The following is a 19645-nucleotide window of genomic DNA, read 5'->3' on the forward strand; positions in this document are numbered from 1 at the left end:
TTTTATTTTGTTAGAATAAAAAATGACCAATAACTTTTTTCAAAATTATTGGTCACTTATTATTATTTTTTTATAAACACATTTTATAGATATTTTCTATATCTTTTTGGTTAAGTGGTTTAAATCCTTTTAATATTCCATCATTACAAGCTTTTTTAGCCATTATTTCAAAATGAGTTTCATCAATTCCTAAATCACTAAGATGTTTTTTAAGTCCTAACTCTTCAAATAGGAATTTTTCTAACATTTCAATACTTTTATTTGCAACTTCCATAGACTCTAAGTTTTTATCAATTCCAAATACATTTACTCCGAAATTATAGAAACGTTCTACATTAGTTTCATCTAAAATATATTTCATCCAACGAGGGGTAAGAATTCCTAAACCAAGTCCATGAGTTATGTCATAATATGCTGAAAGTTGATGTTCTATTGGGTGACAAGTCCAAGTACAAGTTTGACAAGCACTTACAAATCCATTGATTGCCCAAGAAGATGTCCACATTAAGTTTGCTCTAGCTTCTTCATTTTTTGGGTCTTTCATAGCAATAGGTGCATATTTTATAACTGTTTTCATCATTCCTTCCATAAAAGTATCTAACATGTACATACTTTCTTCTTGATTAAAATATGTTTCAATTATATGAGAAAGGATATCAACAGAACCACAAGCTGTTTGATAAGGTGAAACTGTAAAAGTATTTTTTGGGTCTAGGAAAGAAACTTTTGGTAAAACTTCTTTTGAAGCAAAACCAACTTTGTCATTACTATCCATATTACTAATTACTCCGAAAATATCCATTTCAGAACCTGTTGCTGAAAGAGTAAGAATAGATACAAGAGGTAAGGCTTTTTCAATTTTTGCTTTTCCTATTACTAAATCCCAAGGGTCACCATCATAGAAAGTTGCTGCTCCAATGGCTTTTGTACAGTCAATAACACTTCCACCACCAACGGCTAAAAGCACATCTATTTTTTCTCTTTTACAAATTTCAGCTCCAGCTTTTACAGATGTAACACGAGGGTTTGGTTCTATTCCATTTAATTCAAATAATTCTAATCCAGCTTTTTTTATCTCTTCTACTACTTCATCATAAAGTCCTATTTTCTTAATACTTCCTCCACCATAACAAAGAAGTACTCTGTTTCCAAATTTTTTTAATTCTTTTCCAAGATTAGAAATTTGATTTCCTCCAAAATAAATTTTTGTTGGTATGTTGTAAACGAAATTATACATTTTTCAAACCTCCTAAAATTTTTATTAAAACTCAAGAAATTTTTATAAACCCTAACTATAAGACGTTAAATTTTCTATTTTTGCTTTGATTTTTTTTAATTTTATATTAAAATGTAAGAAAAAAAGCTACAATAAAATTGTAGCTTAAATTATAAATCATTAACTTTTTAGAGCAAGAGGCATAACCACATAGATATAATCTTCTTTTCCTTCTTCTACTATTTTAACAGAACTATTAGCCTCTTTTAATTCTATGATTATATCTTTTTCATTATCTAAATTTTGCATAAATTCTAATAAGAATTTAACATTTAGAGATATTTTTAAATTGTCTCCCTCATAATTAATAGGGAAATCTTCTACTACTTTTGCAATACTACTTGTACCATTTATAAGTAATCTTCCATTTTTAAATTCTAATAAAGCACCATTTTTTGTATCTGTATTATTTTTTACAAATATTTGCACTCTTTTTAAAATTTTGCAAAAATCACTATTTTTTATTACAAATTTTTTATTGTATATGGCTCCTTGTAATATTCCTTTATAATTAGGATAAGAAAGTTCTATTATTCTAGAAATAATTTCTGTTTCTCCACTTATGAAATAAACATAATTTTTCTTATACATAACTTTTATATCCTCTAAACTTTCTACTCTTAAAAGTTTTGTTATAGCTTCAACAGAATTAAGAGGAATACTTATTTCTAATTCACATTGATTTTCTATTGGTTTTTCTAAATAAGTCATACGATAAGTATCAGTTGTAACAAATCTAGCAATTTTATCACTTACTTCTAGTCTTATACAATTTATAGCAAGATTTTCACTACCAGTAGCAGCAGAGAATTTTACTTTTTCAAAAGTTTCTAAAAGTTCTGTACCTTGTATAGTAAACCATTTTTCAGCACCATCATAAGAATAATCTAATTTTGGATATTCATCAGCATTCATAATAGAAAACTCTGTAGCAGAATCTTCAGTTTCTATTATAAGATTCCCATTTTGAACTTTTAAAGAAAGTTCTGTATCAGATAACTCTTTTATATATTCTTCAATTAATTCAGGATGAAAGGCAACAATACCATTTTCTATAACATTTGCTTCTATGCTAGAAATCATAGTAATTTCTAGATTTGTTCCATAGAAAGTCATTTTATTATCTTGAGCCTTTATAAATACACAACCTATTATAGGTTTTACTTTATTTTCAGATATAGCTTTTTCTACAATTCTTAATTTTTTTAAGAATTGAAGTCTATCTATCTTTACAAACATTATTCCTCCTACTTTTTAAATAAAAAGATTTTTATATGTTTCTTTATTATATTTTTTTCTAAGTTTTGCTAAAGTTTTTTTCTCTAATTGTCTTACTCTTTCTCTAGTGATACTAAAAGTTTCTCCTATTTCTTCAAGAGTATGGATGTCATAACCATCAAGACCATATCTTCTTTTTAATATTTCTCTTTCTCGAATATTTAAATCATTTACCATTTTTTTAACTTTTTCTCTACCCATTTTATTTATAAATTCTTTTTCTATATCTATATCATCTTGGATAGCTAAAGTATCTTCTAAATAGATATTGTCTCCTATTTCTTCATTTAGTGACATTATTTCTTGAAAATCAATATTAGCTTCTTCTACAGTTTTTAATTTTAAATCTAATTTTTGGGCAATTTCTTCATTTGTAGGGTATTCACCTGTTTTTGAAACTTCTTCTAAAACAAATTTATTTATCTTATTATAAATATCATATTTATATGAAGGGATTCTGATTTCTCGCCCTTTATTAATGAGAGCTTTTGTGATAGATTGTTTTATCCACCATACAGCATAAGTAGAAAAACGATAACCTTTATTCATATCAAATTTTTCAACAGCATGGATAAGTCCAAAGTTTCCCTCACTGATTAAATCTATAAAAGACATTTTTTTATTCATATAATTTTTGGCAATACTGACTACAAGACGTAAATTAGAAACTATTAATTGATTTTTAGCTTCTAAATCTCCCTTTTTTATTTTTAAAAGTAATTCTTCTTCTTCTTCTTTAGATAAAATCTTATATTTTTTTATATCATTTAGATAAATAGCCACTAAATCTTTTTCTTCCATTAGTATCACCTCTAATTAAAACTCTTCTTTTAATTCACGAGTCATCAACTCTTCTACCATTTCAGTAGCTTTTTTATCTTCATATATTACTTTATAAATAGCTTCTGTTATAGGCATTGAAACTTGTAACTCTTTTGCTTTTTCGTAAACAGCTTTAACTGTTGGTACTCCTTCAGCAACCATCTTCATTCCTTTTAAAATATCAGATAATTTTTCTCCTTTTCCTAATTTTTCTCCTACATATCTATTTCTACTATGTTTACTAGCACAAGTAACTATTAAATCTCCTATTCCTGCAAGACCATTGAAAGTTTCAGGATTAGCTCCACATCTTTCTCCAAATCTTATCATCTCTTTTATTCCTCTAGTTATAAGAGCAGCTTTTGTATTATCACCAAATCCCATTCCATCAGCTATACCAGCCCCTAGAGCAAGACAGTTTTTAACAGCTCCACCTAATTCTACTCCAAGCATATCTTCATTTACATATACTCTAAATGTATTTGTATTAAAAATTTCTTGAATTTTTTTAGCATTTTCATATTTACCAGCTGCAACAATTGTTGTTGGTAAATTTAGAGCTACCTCTTCAGCATGGGTAGGTCCTGATAATACAACTATATTATTGTGATATTTTCCTAAAATTTCATCTTTTATAACTTCTGATAATCTCATTCCTGTAGATATTTCAAGCCCTTTTCCTGTATTTACTATTAGTAAATCACTTCTCATTTGGTCTGAGAATTGAGCTACAACACCTCTTAACGCTTGTGATGGTATTGAAAATACTACAACTTTTGCATCTTTAAGTAAATCATTTTTCTCATTTGTCACATGTAAATTATCTGGAAATTTTACACCTGGCAAAAGTTCATTTTCTCTATTTTTTTCTAATTCCTCTGCCCTTTCTTTATTATATTCCCACATATAAACTTCATAAGAATTTTTTTTAGCCAGTGTCAATGCCAGTGCATTACCCCAACTTCCTGCTCCAACAACTACTATTTTTTCCATAAGCAATGCGATAACTAAAAAGTTATCTCCTCCCTCTTATTTTTTAAATACTATTTTTGACTCTGTTCCATTTAATAATCTGGAAATATTTGTTTTATGTTTATAAATAACAAACGCTCCTATAAAAATACTTAATATAGAAAGTGTTAGTTTATCTACTCCTTCTTTTACTGGTAATATTAATACCATTATAGGTAATATAACAGATGCCACTATAGAAGATAGTGAAACATATCTAGTAGTAAATACAACAATTAAAAATCCTAGAACAGCTATTCCTACAGGTTTTGGTGCTAAAAATAAAAATACTCCTAAACTTGTAGCAACACCTTTTCCACCTTTAAAATTTAGGAAACAAGAAAAAGTATGTCCTAAAATTGCTACTAAACCTACAACAACTATAAATTTATCAGACACTTCCATTTTTTGAGCTACAACAAGTGGTAAATATCCTTTTAAAGCATCAATTACTAATGTCATTATTCCATAAACTGCCCCTAAATTTCTATAGGCATTAGTTGCTCCTGAATTTTTACTTCCAACAGTTCTTATATCTATCCCTTTAAAAGTTTTCCCTATCCAAACTCCACTAGCTATAGAACCTGAAAAATAAGCAAGTAAAATTAAAAAAATATATTTTATCATAATGTTTCTCCTTCTAACTTAAACTTTTTTATATTACATCAATTATTATATCATATTTTTTTCATAAAATCTATTTATTAACATTTTTTAGAACAAAAATACTATCATTTTTAGTTTAAATATATCTGCATTATATCATATTTGAATTTTTTTTTAAATAATTAAAAGAATTTAATTGATTTTTATTGATATTTCAATAAAAAATAAAATTTGGTGTAAATGGGTGTAAACTGGCGATTTAATTTTTTTGAAAAAATTTATTAAAATAATAAGTAAAAAATATATAAAAGGAGAATAAGAATGAGATATAATTTTAAAATCTATGGAAAACATTTAAGATTTGAATACTGCCCTATTTGTCAAAAAATAAAATTAACAAATCCATGCTTTGATATAAATCTTGAAAATAATACTTATTATTGTTATTCACAGGGAAAAGGGGGAAAAGTAGAAGATTTAAAAAAATTAGGTTTTGATTTTGATGTAAGAAAATATAAGGAATATAAATTAACTAAAAGAAACAATAAAAGTTTAAAACTAAATGTTGATTTTAATAATTTAATATTAGAAAGAAAAAATAAATTTTTAGGGGATGATTGGATTAAATATTTAAAAGGGCGAGGAATAAGTAACAAATATTTAGAAAAATTTGTGAGACTTGGTAAAAATAATTCTATGATGATACCTATAACTAATGGAAAAGAGGTAGTTGGAATAAAGTATAGGACTATGGATAAAAAAATTTTTTCAGAAAAGGGAAGTTCATCAGACTATCTTTTAAATTGGAATCATATATTTGATAATTCATATCTTATAATAGTTGAAGGAGAGATTGATTTATTAAGTGTAATAGAAGTAGGATATGAAAATGTTGTAAGTATTCCTTTTGGAATAAAAAATCTTAAAGCTATTGAAAATCAAAAAGAATGGATAAGTAATTTTAAAAAAATTATAATTGCAACAGATAACGATAAACAAGGAAAACAGGGAAAAGATAAAATTATAGAACTTTTAAAAAATATAAGAAGTAAATTATATAAAGTTGATTGTGGTAAATATAAAGATTTTAATGAAATATTAGAAAATGAAGGAAAAGAAAAGCTAAAAAAAGTTATAGAGAAAGCTGAAAAGATAGATATTTCTCTTTCACCATTTTGTAAGGGAGAGGATGGATATTATCTTTTGAAAAATGGATTTGAAGTAAAAATTACTGATTTTCTCTTAGAAATTATAGGTTATTCAGATAATTATATATCAGGAATAGTAAAAAATAATGGAAGAGAAAAAGAATTTTTTTGTAGTAAAGTAGAATTACTTTCAAAAGAGGGGATAGTAAAAAATTTAGGTTATTATTTAGGAACTACTTCGTCAATTTCAAATTTTTGGAGTTGGATTATTGACGAGAATATAGAAAAATATATAGAAGAGATTAAATATTATGGAATAATTGATAATAAATTTTATGATTCATCTTCTAAAATTATTTGTGATAAAAAAGATTTAGATATAAGAAAAATAGAAGAAATAGAAAATTTCACTAAAGAAGAAAAAGAATGGCTTAATAAGAATATTATTTATATGAGAAAGGATACAAATCAAAGTCTTTTAGGGTTATGTTGGGGATTAGGAAGATTTCATATTGATAGTACTTATCCATTATTAGAAGTATCAGGGACAACAAGTATTGGTAAAACAGAATATATAGAATTTTTAATTCGTATGATGTTTGGAACAAGAGAGAATATAAAATCTTTTTCAACACTTACAAATCATCAAATTAGAGCTATTTCTAGTTGCTCAAATATAACACCTTGGGCAATAGATGAGGTAAAGATAAGTGGAAAAAGTCTAAAAGATAAAGCTACAGATTTATATTCTACAATTCGTTCTATATATGATAATAAAACTATAAATCAAGGAAACCTTACAAATAAATTAACAGAGTTTAAACTTTGTACTCCTCTTATAATTTCAGGAGAAAGCGAATTATCAGATGTATCTATAAAAAATAGAATGATATCTGTTTATTTAAAGAAAGAAAATAAAAGTGAAGATGAGATATTTTTTAAATTAAAAAATAGTGAAATTTTAGAAAAATTAGGAAAATATGCACTTAATAATAGATTAAATAATGGTAAAATAATTATTCCACAAGATGAAGTAAGAAAAAAACTTATCAGTGTAAATGACGAAAGACAATTATATAATGGAATGTGTATATTAACAGGGCTTAAAGCCTTAAAAGATATAGTAAATATTAATGATGAGATAGAAAATAATTTTATAAAATATTTAGATAGATTGCTTTCAGATTATTATAATGTTATTAAGAATTTTTTAGAACTTTTAGAACTTGTAAAAGAATCAGGAAAAGCGACTAATCACTTTTATCAAATTAAAAATGAAAGACATTTTATAAGATTTAACCTTTTGTATAAGGCAATATCAGAAGAACATTATCTTACAAATAGTACATTAGAATTATTAGATATGAGAACTTTGAAAAAACAATTAATAGAAGAAAAATTTATAATAAATGACAGAATAGCAATGAGATTTCCTAAAAGTGAAATATCTAAAGAATTAACTTTAACTAGAGCTTGTGAAATTCAAAAAAATAATATTTTTATAAAAGGTTTTTTAGAAAAAGATTAAATTATAAATATGTGCCACTTGTTGCCAAAAGTGTGCCAGAACTTAAAATTTTTAATTGGATATAAAATAATGAATTATAAAGAATGTGTATAAAAGTGTGCCAAAAAATATTTAAAAAAATATAGTTATAAATTATTAAAAATAAATAAGTTAAAAACTATTTGTTGCCAAAATAAAAAATATTTCATCTGTATATAAAAAAATTTCTGAATCAGTTTTTATAAAAAATAGTTGTATAGGGAAAAGAAATTTTTGGCACAAATATATAAATTTTATTCTAATTTTAACAAATATCAATGATAAAATTGTTGCCAAAAATATTTTTGAGAGAATTTTTGTTACCAAAAGTTAAAATTTTCATTGAAAAATTAAAAACTTTGAAAGTTGTTAGGAGATTTTATGGATAGTTATGAAAATTTTGAATTTTTAAGTGAAAAAGAAATTTTAGATAAAGCAAAGCCTCTTAAATATTCTGAAAAGGTTTTGCTTGATAGTGTTTTGAGAAAATTAGGGGGATATAACTTATATAAAGGAAATGGGTGATTTTTTGGGAATATATTTTTAACTTTTAAAATAGGAACTAGAGTTGTTGTACTAACTAAATCTATATTGAATATTGTTAGGGCTAGGGAACACTAAGAGTGGGAATAAAGGGAGTGTGAAAGATTAGGATATTTTAGGATAGAATAGAAACTCTTAATAATTTGAGAGCTTATATCTGAAATTATTTAAGTTGCTTGTAATTTGTATAAAAAACTAAAGAGAATTAATAGATATTTTAGTATTTTTTATTATTTTCTTTAATTGTAAAAAATGCTTTTTTAGTGAGTTTAAAAATTTCTCTATATCATTTTCAGAGATAAGATTTAAATTAGAGGATGAATTTTTCATAAAATTAATACATAAAAATTTATTTTAATTTAAATTATTAGCATAATTTATTTTTATAAATATTTTTCTTTTAATAATAAAACTAAAAATTGGTAGATCATAAAATTTTTAATTTGAGAATTTAAAGCTCTTTAAATGTTTAACTAAATAATATTGATTTTTTTATCAATTATGTTATAATTAATCATTGATAAGTTAAAAGGAGTTATAAATATGTCAAAAGTTAAAGTTTCAAGAGAACGTAATGTAGATACTAAAATTGTGCCTACTCTTTTAAAAAAATTAGGTTATAAAGATGATGATTGGGAAGCAGATTATCCTCTTTCTTCGGGAAGAACAACAGTAGCTGCAGATTTTTTAGTTTCATCTAATAGAGAAGATACAGAAAATGCGATTAATTTGATTATTGAATCAAAGAAAGATACAGAAATATTATCTAATTATATTGATCAAGCTGTTTCTTATGGAAGATTAGTAAAAGCGAGATATTCTATTCTAATAAATACAAATGAATATATTGTTATAAGTAATAACAATAAAAAAGAAATAATGTCTGGGAAAGTTTCAAATTTAAATAAAGTTTTTATCGAAACTTTTAAAAAAGAAAATTATTTTAAAAGAGAAAATTTGGTTTGTTTTTCCTCTATTCAAATATCAGAAGCTCAAAAAATAGTTAATACAATAGAAAGTGTAAAAGATTTTAATAAAATCCTTATAGAATGCCAAGATATTATAAGAAATAATGATGGATTAACTGGTTCAGATGCTTTTGATGAATTGAGTAAAATTCTTTTTATAAAGATCTATTTAGAAAATTGTGATAAAAACTTTGTTTTTTCCACAAAAAAAATTTTAGAAAATAATAAGGACGGAATTAATTGGACAAAAAATCAATTTGACAACGTTAAAAAAGAATATTCTTTACTTTTTGAAAAAGATGAATCAATTGCTTTAAAACAAGAAACTGTTTCTAAAATTGTAGAAAAATTAGAAAAATATGATCTTAAACATACAAATGTTGATATTAAAGGAAATGCATATGAAATCCTTTTAGGAAAAACATTTATAGGATCTTTAGGACAACATTTTACTCCAAGAACAGTGGTTAATTTTATGTTAGAAATGTTAAATCCAGTTGCTATGATGAATGATTCATATATACCTACTATTATAGATCCATCTTGTGGAACGGGAGGTTTTTTAGTTCGATGTTTAGAGTTATATTTAGAAAAAGCAAAACAATTAAAATTTGATTCAGAAAAAATTAAACAAATTAGAGAAAAAAGTATATATGGAATAGATTTAAACCCTAGAGCAGCTAAAGTAACTAAAATGAATTTATCATTGCATGGTGATGGGCATGGAAGTATTTATACAGGAAATGGACTTGAAGAACAAAAGGGAATTGAAGGAAAAAAATTTGATATAATTTTAACTAATCCTCCTTTTGGTGTACAAATTAGTGAAGAAAAAATTTTAAAGAAATTTAGTTATTCAAAAACAGAAAAAGGACAAGTTAAAAAAAGTGCAGATAGTACTTATTTATTTATGGAACATTGCTTAAATCTTTTAAATGAAACAGGAAAAATAGGAATAGTTCTTCCTAATGGAATATTAAATAACTCAAATGATAAAAAAAGTAGAGAAAATATTTTAAAAAATATTTCTATTGATGCATTAATTTCATTACCTAACAAATCATTTAAATTTGCTAAAGCTAATGCATGTACTAGTATTTTATTTGGAAATAAGATCTTAAATCATGATAAATATATTTTTATGGCACTTCCTGAAGAAATTGGTTATGAAAGAGTAACACAGTATGCTTCAGAGATTAAACAAAATGATTTTTTTCCTATTTTAAAGGAATATAATAATTATTGCATTAATAAAAAAATTTATGAAACTAATGACAAAGAATATATAATTTTAAGTGAGAAACCTATTACATTTTTAATAAGGCGAGATTTAGTAACTTCAAAAAGATTAGATGCATCATATTACTATTCAGAATATATTTTTCATAAACATATATCCACAAATTGTGTAAGATTATCTATTTATGCTAAAGAGGTAGAAAGAAATTTATTAACAATAAAAGAACCCATAAAATATATAGAAATAAAAAATATTGTACCTGCTATTGGAAATATATGTAGTTATAGTATTATAGAAAATGAAAAAGAAAGGCCATCAAGAGCAAAAAGATTGTTGCAATCGAATGAAATTATTGCTGCTCGTATGACAGATTGTGAAAAAAATGTTGCTATTGTTTCTGAACAATATCAAAATTCATTAGCAACTAATGGATTTATTCATTTAATTCCTATTCCACCAATGACAACAGAATGTTTATATTATTTATTAAGAAGTGATTTTAATACACAACAAATTAGATGGAAATCATCAAATACAATTATGCCAAGTATATATGAAGAAGAATATTTGAATAATTGGATGCCAAAATTAAGTATAGAACAAATAAAACAAATAACAAAAAGAATAAAAAATAGTATTGAAAAGTTACAGAAGTCTATAAATGATTTTGATATTGAAATTAATAATAAATTATATTAAATAAAAAATAACTTAATTATAAAAGATACTTTTATAAATTATAAGAGTATCTTTTATAATTTATAATATATTTAACATAAAAATAAAGAGGTGATTTTCAATGGAAAATTATAAGCCTTTAGAAAAACTTTATTATAAAAAAATTAATATAGAACAAGAATATTTAAAAAGAATAAATGATAGTTTATGCTATAAGAGTAAATTAGAAATATTTCCTATAAAAAATGGAGAAAGAAATGTTAAAAAAAGATTTTTACTTTTTTATCTTTTACTTCCTGAAATACAGGCATTACAAGAGAAAATAGAAATGAATAGTCGTGAAATTTCACACATAACTTTCCATCTTCCAAATTTAATTAAAAGAGCTTGTCTTAATGATATTATGGTAAATGAAATTATTAGAACAAATAGGATAGAGGGAGTTTTTTCAACTAAAGAAGAAATTTACAATGTTATTAATTCAAAGAAAATAACTCGTTATTCAGGAATAGTAAAACAATATCAAGAGATTATTAATAATAATATAAAAACTATAACTTCTCCTGAAGAAATAAGAGAACTTTATGATAAAATCTTTTCAGAAGATATTTTAAAAAATTCTGAAAACAAATTAGATGGAAAATTATTTAGAATAAGTGAAGTATATATTAAAGATTATAAAGAAAAAACTGTCCATAAAGGTGATGTAACGGAAGAAAGAATATTATTACATCTTAATACTTTAATTGAATTTATGAATGAACATGATGTTCCACCATTAGTAAAAGCATGTATAACACATTATTATTTTGAATATATACATCCTTTTTATGATGGAAATGGAAGATTTGGAAGGCTTCTTTTTTCCATGTATTTAGCAAAAAAATTAGATATTTATACAGGGCTATCTCTTTCTTATGCTATATCTAATGAAAAGAATAATTATATTAAAGCATTTTTAGAAGTAGCAAATGAAAAAAATTATGGAGAACTGACTTTTTTTATAATAGGAATGCTTAATTTTATTATAAAAGGACAAGAAAGTCTTATTAAAATGTTTAGAAAGAAGTTTCAAAAAGTGCAACGAGCTAGTAATTATATTTATGCTTTAAATGATATTGGAAAAACTGAAAAAGATATTTTATTTCTTTATGTTCAAAATTTTATTTTTGCAAGAAATACTCCTTTAGCTGATGATAGAATAAGTTTTTATACTTCGATAAACCCTAAACCATTAAAAATATATTTATTAAATTTGACAAGAAAAGGATATATTACTAAACTTTCTAATCATACATTAGAAAATTATCCACATGTTAGAGTTATATCAAGTGGAGTAAAAAAAGTATTTGATTTTCTATAAAATTTTTAAATCTTCTTTCTAATACAAGATTAAAATGTAAATCTATATTACAAACTAATGATGTTAGAAAAGAAAGAGAAAATGAAAAATGGCTAAATATAATTTTATATAAATAATAAATTTCATAATCGTACTAGAATTATTTTATAAAATATGATATACTAATTTTTGTGTCTAAGGACAAATATTTTTTAATTTAGGAGGCGATTATGAAAAAATTAGTTAAAATCTTTTGTGGTTCTGTGTTATTTTTAGGAGTTTCTGCTTTTGCTTATACAGCCGAGGAATTCAAGGGCCAGATTTCTTTTAACGGTTCTTCATCATTAGCTCCTGTTATTTCAAAAATATCTACAAATTTCGTAGAAAAAAATGGAACTTGGGATAAAGTTAATAAAGATTTCCCAAATGAAAAAATAGAAATATTTGTTTCTTCTGCTGGTTCTGGAGCAGGAGTTAAAAGTGTTATAGAAGGTGTAAGTGATTTTGGTATGGTAGCTAGACAAGTAAAAGATAGTGAAAAAGCCAAATTTAAAAATTACAAAGAATTTGTTGTGGCTTCTGATGCTCTTACAATCTCTGTAAATAATGAAAACCCTATTTTAAAATATCAAAAAGATATATCTAGTGAAACTTTAAAAAAAATATTCTCAGGAGAATATAAATATTGGAGTGATGTAGACAATAGACTTGAAAAAAAAGAAATAGTTGTAATTACTAGAGATTTAGGTGGAGGAGCTCACGAAGTATTCCAAACTTCTATAATGGGAGATACTGATGTAAAAATGGACGCAATACAAGCACCATCAATGGGAGCTTTAGCTACTAAAATTGTAGAAAATAAATATGCTATTGGATATGCCTCTTTTGGTGTTTATAATCTAAATAAAGATAAAATAACAGCTTTCACAGTTGATGGAGTAGCTCCAACAGAGGAAAATATTTTATCTGGAGCATATAAAATCCAAAGACCATTACTTTTCATAAAAGATGGAGAATTAACACCAGCACAAAAATCTTTTGTTGATTATATTTTCTCAGAAGAGGGAGTAAAAGCAGTAGAAGATGGTGGATATATTCCTGTAAAATAGTTTATAGAGGGCTGAACAATCAGCCCTTTTTATTTAAGGAGAATAAAAAATGTTAAAAAATAAAATTTTTGAATTATGTGTAAAATTAATTACTCTAATCTCCTTTGTCATTCTTTTTTCTATAATACTATTTATTTTAAAAGAGGCATATCCTTTATTTTCTCAGATGAATATCAAAGATTTTTTATTAGGTGATAGATGGCGTCCTGTATCTGCAAGACCATCAATGGGAATTTTCAATATTATAATGGGAACTATATATGTTGGATTTGTAGGAGTTCTTTTAGCTTTTCCAATAGGAATTGGTACAAGTATTTTTTTATCTTGCATAATTCCCAAAAAATTAAGAGATAATCTAAAACCAATTATAAATCTTTTGGCTGCAATTCCGTCTGTTATATATGGATTTATTGGACTTGTCATAGTTGTAAAATTTTTTGAAAATTTAGAAATGGCTTCAGGAGAAAGTGTTTTAGCTGGTGGAATAGTTCTTTCTGTTATGGTTTTACCTTTTATGATTGGTATTTCAGAGGAAACTATGTCAAAACTTAGAAAAAAATATGAAGGAGCTTCAATTAATTTAGGAGTTTCAAAATATTATATGATAAGCGAACTTATTTTACCATCATCTATAAAAAGTATATTTGTATCTCTTGTATTATCTTTAGGACGTGCCTTTGGTGAAACTATGGCTGTTATGATGGTTATAGGAAATGCTCCTATTTTTCCAAGAATTTTAGGAAAAGCTCAAACAATTTCCTCTCTGATAGCCTTAGAAATGGGAATGGTAGAAATTGGTAGCTTGCATTATAATGGACTTTTTGCTTCTGCAGTAGTCTTAATACTTATGATATTTTTCATCAATGTAGGAATAAATTATTTTTCTTACAAATTTATAGGTGATAATCTATGAGAATAAAAGATATGTTAATTAGTATTTGGGCTATAATAAGTGGGATTATTATTTTTTCCATTATAATTTTTTTAATTGGGTATATTTTTTTCAAAGGTTATAAAGTTATAAATTTTGAATTTTTATTTGATGTACCTAGAGGATTAAGATTAGGACAAGAGGGTGGAATAGCTCCAGCTATTGTAGGGAGTTTTATTTCTTCTGGAATTGCTACAATTATATCTAGTTTATTAGGAACAATTACAGCTATTCATCTTAATTTTTATGAAAAAAGTAAAAAAAGAAAAGAAATTATAAATTTTGTTATAAAAACTATTGGAGGAATTCCCTCTATTGTATTGGGACTTTTTGGATATACAGTTTTTACTTTATATTTTGGTTTTGGTCGTTCTATTATTTCAGGAAGTTTAACTCTTGCTATTATGATATTTCCAGCTATTGAAATGAGAATTGACAGAGCTTTCAAAGAATTTGATAAAAATTTAATTTTAGCTTCCTATTCATTGGGAGTATCAAAAAGTTATACTATCTGGAAAATAATTATTCCTATGTGCAAAGAAAGTATTTTATCTAGTTTTTCTTTAGGATATGGATATTCTATTGGAGCTACAGCACCTATAATGTTTTGTATGGCAGTTGTAAATTCTCCTATAACTTTAAATATTACAAAACCTACTATGAGTTTATCCTATCATTTATATATTTTAATGACTCAAGGAATATCAGAAGAAATGGCTTATGGAACAGCCTTTGTATTACTATTTATTATTATTCTGATAATTATATTTAGCACTTTTATAGGAAAAAATAGGAGGTAAACTTTGGAAAATATATTGAAAATAAAAGATTTAGAAGTTGAGATTGACAATAGAAAAATTTTAAAAAAAATAAATTTAGATATTAAAAAAAATAAAATAACTGCAATTATTGGTCCATCAGGTTGTGGAAAAACTACTTTTTTAAAATCTTTAAATCACTTAATCCAAGAGGAAAATAATGTAAAAATAAATGGAGATATATTTTTAGGAGAAAAAAATATAAAAAATATTGAGGGAGAAATTTTGAGAAAACACATTGGTTTAGTTTCTCAAACTCCTACTCCTTTTCCTTTTTCTATTTATAAAAATATGACTTATGCTCCTATTTATTATGGTGAAAGAGATAAAAAAGTATTAGATAAAATTGTAAAAGAAAAATTAGAAGATGCTGGACTTTATGAAGAAGTTGCTGATGATTTAAAAAAATCTGCTCTTAAACTTAGTGGAGGACAACAACAAAGACTTTGTATAGCTAGAGCTTTAACTTCTGACCCTGAAATATTACTTCTTGATGAACCTTGTTCAGCTTTAGACATTCAAAATACAAATAAAATTGAAAATCTATTAAAAAAACTTTCTAATAAATATACTATAGTTATTGTAACTCATAATTTATTTCAAGCTAAAAGAATTTCTGACTATATTGCTTTTTTCTTAGATGGTCAATTAATAGAAATGGGAGAAACTGATAAAATTTTTTCATCTCCTAAAGATAAAAGAACAGAGGAATATATTAAAGGAATTTATGGATAAAAAAATAAACCCCAGAAATTAAATTTTCTGAGGTTTTTTAATTTTTAGGTAGTTTCATCTTTATAACTTAAGATTTTATCAAAGAAAACTTTCCTACAACTTCTATTTGGACAGTTTGTGGGAACATATCTACAGGTTGGATTTTTTCCAATTTATATCCCTCTTCTATCAGAATTTTGCTATCTCTAGCAAAAGTTGATGGATTACAAGAGATATATACAATCTCATCTATTTTATGATTAGTTAAATCTCTTAAAGTTTTTTCTTCAATTCCCTTTCTAGGAGGGTCAAAAATTATAGAATCTACTTTTTTTCCACTACTCATAAGTTTTTCAATCTCTTTATTAACATCTCCAATAATAAATTCCATATTTTCGATATTATTTTCCTTTGCAGTTTTCATTCCGTCCTCTACTGCAGATTTTACAATTTCAATAGAATATACTTTATGAGCCTCTTTAGATAACATCATTCCAATAGTTCCTGTACCAGAAAAGGCATCTATTATATATTTATCTTTAATATTATCAAAATAACTAATTCCAATATTATATAATTTTTTAGTTTGTCCTAAATTAATTTGAAAAAATGAACTTGGGGAAATATTAAAATGTATTCCAGAAATTTCCTCTTTAATAGTTTTTTCTCCAAATAAATGAACCATAGTTTTTCCTAAAGCAAAATTTGTTTTTTCTGTATTTAATGAAACATAAACAGATTTTATTTCTTCTACTTGATTATATAATTTAGAAAGGAACTCCTCTACATCTTTTGTAACTTTTTTTAAGTTTACCACAAGAACAACCATAGCTTCATTGTAAGAGTTTGTTCTAGTCATTATATGTCTTAAAATTCCCCTATGCTCTATTTCATTATATACAGATATTCTCTTTTCATTATTTAATATCTCTTTTGCTTTGTTAATAACCTTATTACTTAATTTTGAGCTAAGCATATTTTCTTTAACTTGAAATACATCATGACTTCTCTTTTGAAACATTCCTGTAATAATTTCATGATTTTTTCCATAGGCAAAAGGTTCAATAACTTTATTCCTATAATTGTATATTTCATCAGACCCAACAATCGGTAAAATTTCTACATCTTTAACTCCACCTATTTTTTCCATTACATCTCTTACTAACTCTTGTTTATATTTTAATTGAGCTTCATAATTTAACATTCCAAAATCGCAACCATGAAAATCTTCAAAAGATATTCTTTCATTGTCTATTCTTTCAGCTCCAGCCTCTAATAATTTTGTGATTATTCCTCTAGCATAATTTTTCTTTTTAGAGATAATCTCTATTTCTACTTTGTCTCCAGGGACAGACATTGGTACAAATATTGCAAAATCATTATAATATCCAAGTCCCTCTCCACCATAGACAATTTTATCTATATTTAATTGAATTTTTTCTCCTATTGATACAGGCATTAGTCCTCCATTTCTGTAGAAAAATAATTTATATTATTTGTTATTTCCATTTTATATTTTTCATGCATTTCAGTTTCAAAAGATTTTAAATCTGCTTTTTTATCGTATTCCAATTTTATCATAGCCAATTTTTTTTCAGCTTCTTCGACATATCTTTTTTCCACATATATTTCTCTTTCAAGTCTAGAAATTTTTATTAAAAGATTATTATGTACAAAAAAAACACCTACTATTATTGTTAACAATAATACAAAATTTTTCACTTTCTACATCACTCCTATATTTTTTCTATTACTCTTAATTTAGCTGAGTGAGACCTATTATTGTATTTTAATTCTTCTACTCCTGCACATATTGGTTTTTTAGTTAAAATTTTTACTTGAGGTTTTTTTCCACAAATACATACAGGTAATTCTGGTGGACAAGTACAACCTTTTTCAAGCTCTTTAAATTTATTTTTTACAATTCTATCTTCTAGTGAGTGGAATGTAATTATAGCAAGTCTACCACCTTTTTTCAAAGATTTCACAGCTTTTTCAATAGCAATTTCTAAAACTTCAAGCTCTTTATTAACTTCTATTCTTATAGCTTGGAAAGTTTTTTTAGCTGGATGCTTTTGAGATTTTCCAGAATATGCTCTTCTTATAATTTCTACAAGTTCTCCAGTAGTTTCTATTTTTTTTATATTTCTAGTTTCACAAATAAATCTAGCTATTTTTCTAGCAAATTTTTCCTCTCCATATTCATAAATTATTTTTGAAAGTTTTTCTTCTGGATATTCATTTACAACTTCATAAGCTGAAAGAGAGCTACTTTTATCCATTCTCATATCAAGTTTTGTATCAAATCTATATGAAAAACCTCTTGTTTCATCATCAAGTTGAGTTGAAGATACTCCAATATCCATAAGAATTCCATCTACTTGATATTTACCAGCCATATATAATACTGTATCTAAATTTTGAAAATTATCTTTGTAAACTTTCCATTTATTTTTATATGGTTCCAATCTTTTTGAAGCAAAATCTATAGCTTGTTGGTCTTGGTCTATAGATATTAATATTCCCTTATCAGAAAGAGCTTTTAATATTCCTTCAGAATGACCTCCACCACCTAAAGTACAATCTAAATAAACACCATCTTTATTAACCACAAGATTTTCTATTGTTTCATAATATAATACAGGGGTATGATATTCACTAAATGTATTTTTTATATCTTCCATTATTTTTCCTTTCAATTTTTATAGTTCTTTATTATTATATCATACATAAAAAAAATAGAGAAGAGTATCTCTATTTTTTTATAAATTATAAATTTTTCTAAAATATTAAGAAAAATATTAATTTTTTTATAAGGTTTAAAGCTATATAAGCTAATATAGGAGAAATATCTATTCTACTGTACCCTAAAGGTAATATCATTCTAAAAGGTTGTAATAGTGGTTCTGTTATTGAATAGATTATTTCAGTAAAATCATTTCTAGTATATGGAGCTAACCAAGAGATTAATACTCTAAGTAAAATTATAATTTGTAAAATATATACAATGTAATGAACTATATTCATTAATAATAATCTCATATAACCTCCTAATTATTTTATTAATTTCCTTCTAAGAAATAATGTTTTGTTATATTGATATATTCTATTCCAGACCATATTGTTAATACCACAGGGATTATCATTAAGATAGTATTTAAATTTATTAATGTAGGATATTCTTTTCCAAATAAAATTAATATCATTATAACTATCATTTGAGAAGTTGTTTTATATTTTCCAAGCTTGTTAGCTGCTACAACTTCTCCTTTAGCTGCTACCACAATTCTTATTCCACTTATTAAAAATTCTCTAAATATAACAACTATTGACATCCAAGATGGAATATATCTTAGATAAACCATAACAACTAAAGCAGATATAACCAAAACTTTATCAGCTAAAGGGTCCATTACTTTTCCAAAGTCTGTTATTAAATTATATTTCCTTGCTAGATATCCATCAAAGAAATCTGTTATTGAAGCTACAGCAAATAGAGCTAAAGCTATAATTCTATATAACCAACCTCCATCAACAGAGTTTTCTAAAAAATAAATAAATGGTACTGCTAATACTAATCTTGCTATTGTAAGCTTATTAGGTAAATTCATTTCT

The 19645-nt window shown here is 25.0% G+C and carries 18 protein-coding genes; 8 read left to right on the forward strand and 10 right to left on the reverse strand.

Annotation, left to right across the window (positions count from 1 at the left end; translation table 11 throughout):
- Positions 1-70 precede the first annotated feature (70 nt).
- The 5 genes from T364_RS0107430 to plsY all read right to left on the reverse strand — a co-directional run bounded on the left by T364_RS0107430 (position 71) and on the right by plsY (position 5011).
- Complete coding sequence (locus tag T364_RS0107430) at positions 71-1237, reverse strand: iron-containing alcohol dehydrogenase (RefSeq protein ID WP_027129013.1); 1167 nt, start codon at positions 1235-1237, stop codon at positions 71-73.
- A gap of 159 nt (positions 1238-1396) precedes the next feature.
- Positions 1397-2515, reverse strand: a complete 1119-nt coding sequence (dnaN, locus tag T364_RS0107435; protein ID WP_027129014.1) for a DNA polymerase III subunit beta — start codon at positions 2513-2515, stop codon at positions 1397-1399.
- Positions 2516-2530: 15 nt separating this feature from the next.
- Positions 2531-3355 carry a sigma-70 family RNA polymerase sigma factor gene (locus T364_RS0107440; protein WP_027129015.1) on the reverse strand — a complete coding sequence of 275 codons (825 nt, stop codon included), beginning with the start codon at positions 3353-3355 and terminating at the stop codon, positions 2531-2533.
- Positions 3356-3370: 15 nt separating this feature from the next.
- The gene (locus T364_RS0107445; RefSeq protein ID WP_027129016.1) at positions 3371-4369 is read right to left on the reverse strand and encodes an NAD(P)H-dependent glycerol-3-phosphate dehydrogenase; all 999 of its coding nucleotides are present in this window, start codon (positions 4367-4369) and stop codon (positions 3371-3373) included.
- A gap of 36 nt (positions 4370-4405) precedes the next feature.
- A complete protein-coding gene (plsY, locus tag T364_RS0107450; protein WP_027129017.1) occupies positions 4406-5011 on the reverse strand; it encodes a glycerol-3-phosphate 1-O-acyltransferase PlsY in 606 nt (201 codons plus the stop codon).
- 303 nt (positions 5012-5314) lie between these two features.
- Here plsY and T364_RS0107455 point away from each other — a divergent pair, with 303 nt between their 5' ends.
- The 8 genes from T364_RS0107455 (at position 5315) to T364_RS0107490 (ending at position 16051) form a co-directional block, all read left to right on the forward strand.
- Positions 5315-7669: a toprim domain-containing protein gene (locus T364_RS0107455; protein WP_035945560.1), complete on the forward strand. Its 2355-nt coding sequence runs from the start codon at positions 5315-5317 to the stop codon at positions 7667-7669.
- A gap of 399 nt (positions 7670-8068) precedes the next feature.
- Complete coding sequence (locus T364_RS11150; RefSeq protein WP_158413630.1) at positions 8069-8212, forward strand: hypothetical protein; 144 nt, start codon at positions 8069-8071, stop codon at positions 8210-8212.
- A 561-nt stretch (positions 8213-8773) separates the two neighbouring features.
- Entirely contained in the window at positions 8774-11137 is a 2364-nt protein-coding gene (locus tag T364_RS0107465) for an HsdM family class I SAM-dependent methyltransferase (protein WP_027129019.1), read from the forward strand.
- Positions 11138-11237: 100 nt separating this feature from the next.
- Positions 11238-12479 (forward strand): Fic family protein, encoded by a 1242-nt coding sequence (locus T364_RS0107470; protein ID WP_027129020.1) that lies wholly within the window; start codon positions 11238-11240, stop codon positions 12477-12479.
- A gap of 209 nt (positions 12480-12688) precedes the next feature.
- Positions 12689-13567, forward strand: coding sequence for a phosphate ABC transporter substrate-binding protein (locus T364_RS0107475; RefSeq protein WP_027129021.1), 879 nt, complete (start codon positions 12689-12691; stop codon positions 13565-13567).
- Between the two features lie 49 nt (positions 13568-13616).
- Positions 13617-14480 carry a phosphate ABC transporter permease subunit PstC gene (pstC, locus tag T364_RS0107480; protein ID WP_027129022.1) on the forward strand — a complete coding sequence of 288 codons (864 nt, stop codon included), beginning with the start codon at positions 13617-13619 and terminating at the stop codon, positions 14478-14480.
- Positions 14477-15298, forward strand: a complete 822-nt coding sequence (locus T364_RS0107485; protein WP_027129023.1) for a PstA family ABC transporter permease — start codon at positions 14477-14479, stop codon at positions 15296-15298. Before pstC ends, T364_RS0107485 begins: the two co-directional genes overlap by 4 nt.
- A 3-nt stretch (positions 15299-15301) precedes the next feature.
- A complete protein-coding gene (locus tag T364_RS0107490) occupies positions 15302-16051 on the forward strand; it encodes a phosphate ABC transporter ATP-binding protein (RefSeq protein WP_027129024.1) in 750 nt (249 codons plus the stop codon).
- A 67-nt stretch (positions 16052-16118) separates the two neighbouring features.
- Here the strand turns inward: T364_RS0107490 and rlmD are convergent, their stop codons facing one another.
- The 5 genes from rlmD to pgsA form a co-directional block, all read right to left on the reverse strand.
- Positions 16119-17489, reverse strand: a complete 1371-nt coding sequence (rlmD, locus tag T364_RS0107495) for a 23S rRNA (uracil(1939)-C(5))-methyltransferase RlmD (protein ID WP_027129025.1) — start codon at positions 17487-17489, stop codon at positions 16119-16121.
- On the reverse strand, positions 17489-17752 hold the full coding sequence (locus T364_RS0107500) for a hypothetical protein (RefSeq protein WP_027129026.1): 264 nt from the start codon (positions 17750-17752) through the stop codon (positions 17489-17491). The genes rlmD and T364_RS0107500 overlap by 1 nt, the downstream gene beginning before the upstream one ends.
- A 14-nt stretch (positions 17753-17766) precedes the next feature.
- Entirely contained in the window at positions 17767-18714 is a 948-nt protein-coding gene (gene rsmH, locus T364_RS0107505; protein WP_027129027.1) for a 16S rRNA (cytosine(1402)-N(4))-methyltransferase RsmH, read from the reverse strand.
- Positions 18715-18811: 97 nt separating this feature from the next.
- Positions 18812-19072 (reverse strand): YggT family protein, encoded by a 261-nt coding sequence (locus T364_RS0107510; RefSeq protein WP_027129028.1) that lies wholly within the window; start codon positions 19070-19072, stop codon positions 18812-18814.
- Positions 19073-19092: 20 nt separating this feature from the next.
- Positions 19093-19641: a CDP-diacylglycerol--glycerol-3-phosphate 3-phosphatidyltransferase gene (pgsA, locus tag T364_RS0107515; RefSeq protein ID WP_027129029.1), complete on the reverse strand. Its 549-nt coding sequence runs from the start codon at positions 19639-19641 to the stop codon at positions 19093-19095.
- Positions 19642-19645: the final 4 nt, after the last annotated feature.

Source organism: Fusobacterium perfoetens ATCC 29250, assembly GCF_000622245.1.
Classification (GTDB): Bacteria; Fusobacteriota; Fusobacteriia; order Fusobacteriales; family Fusobacteriaceae; genus Fusobacterium_B; species Fusobacterium_B perfoetens.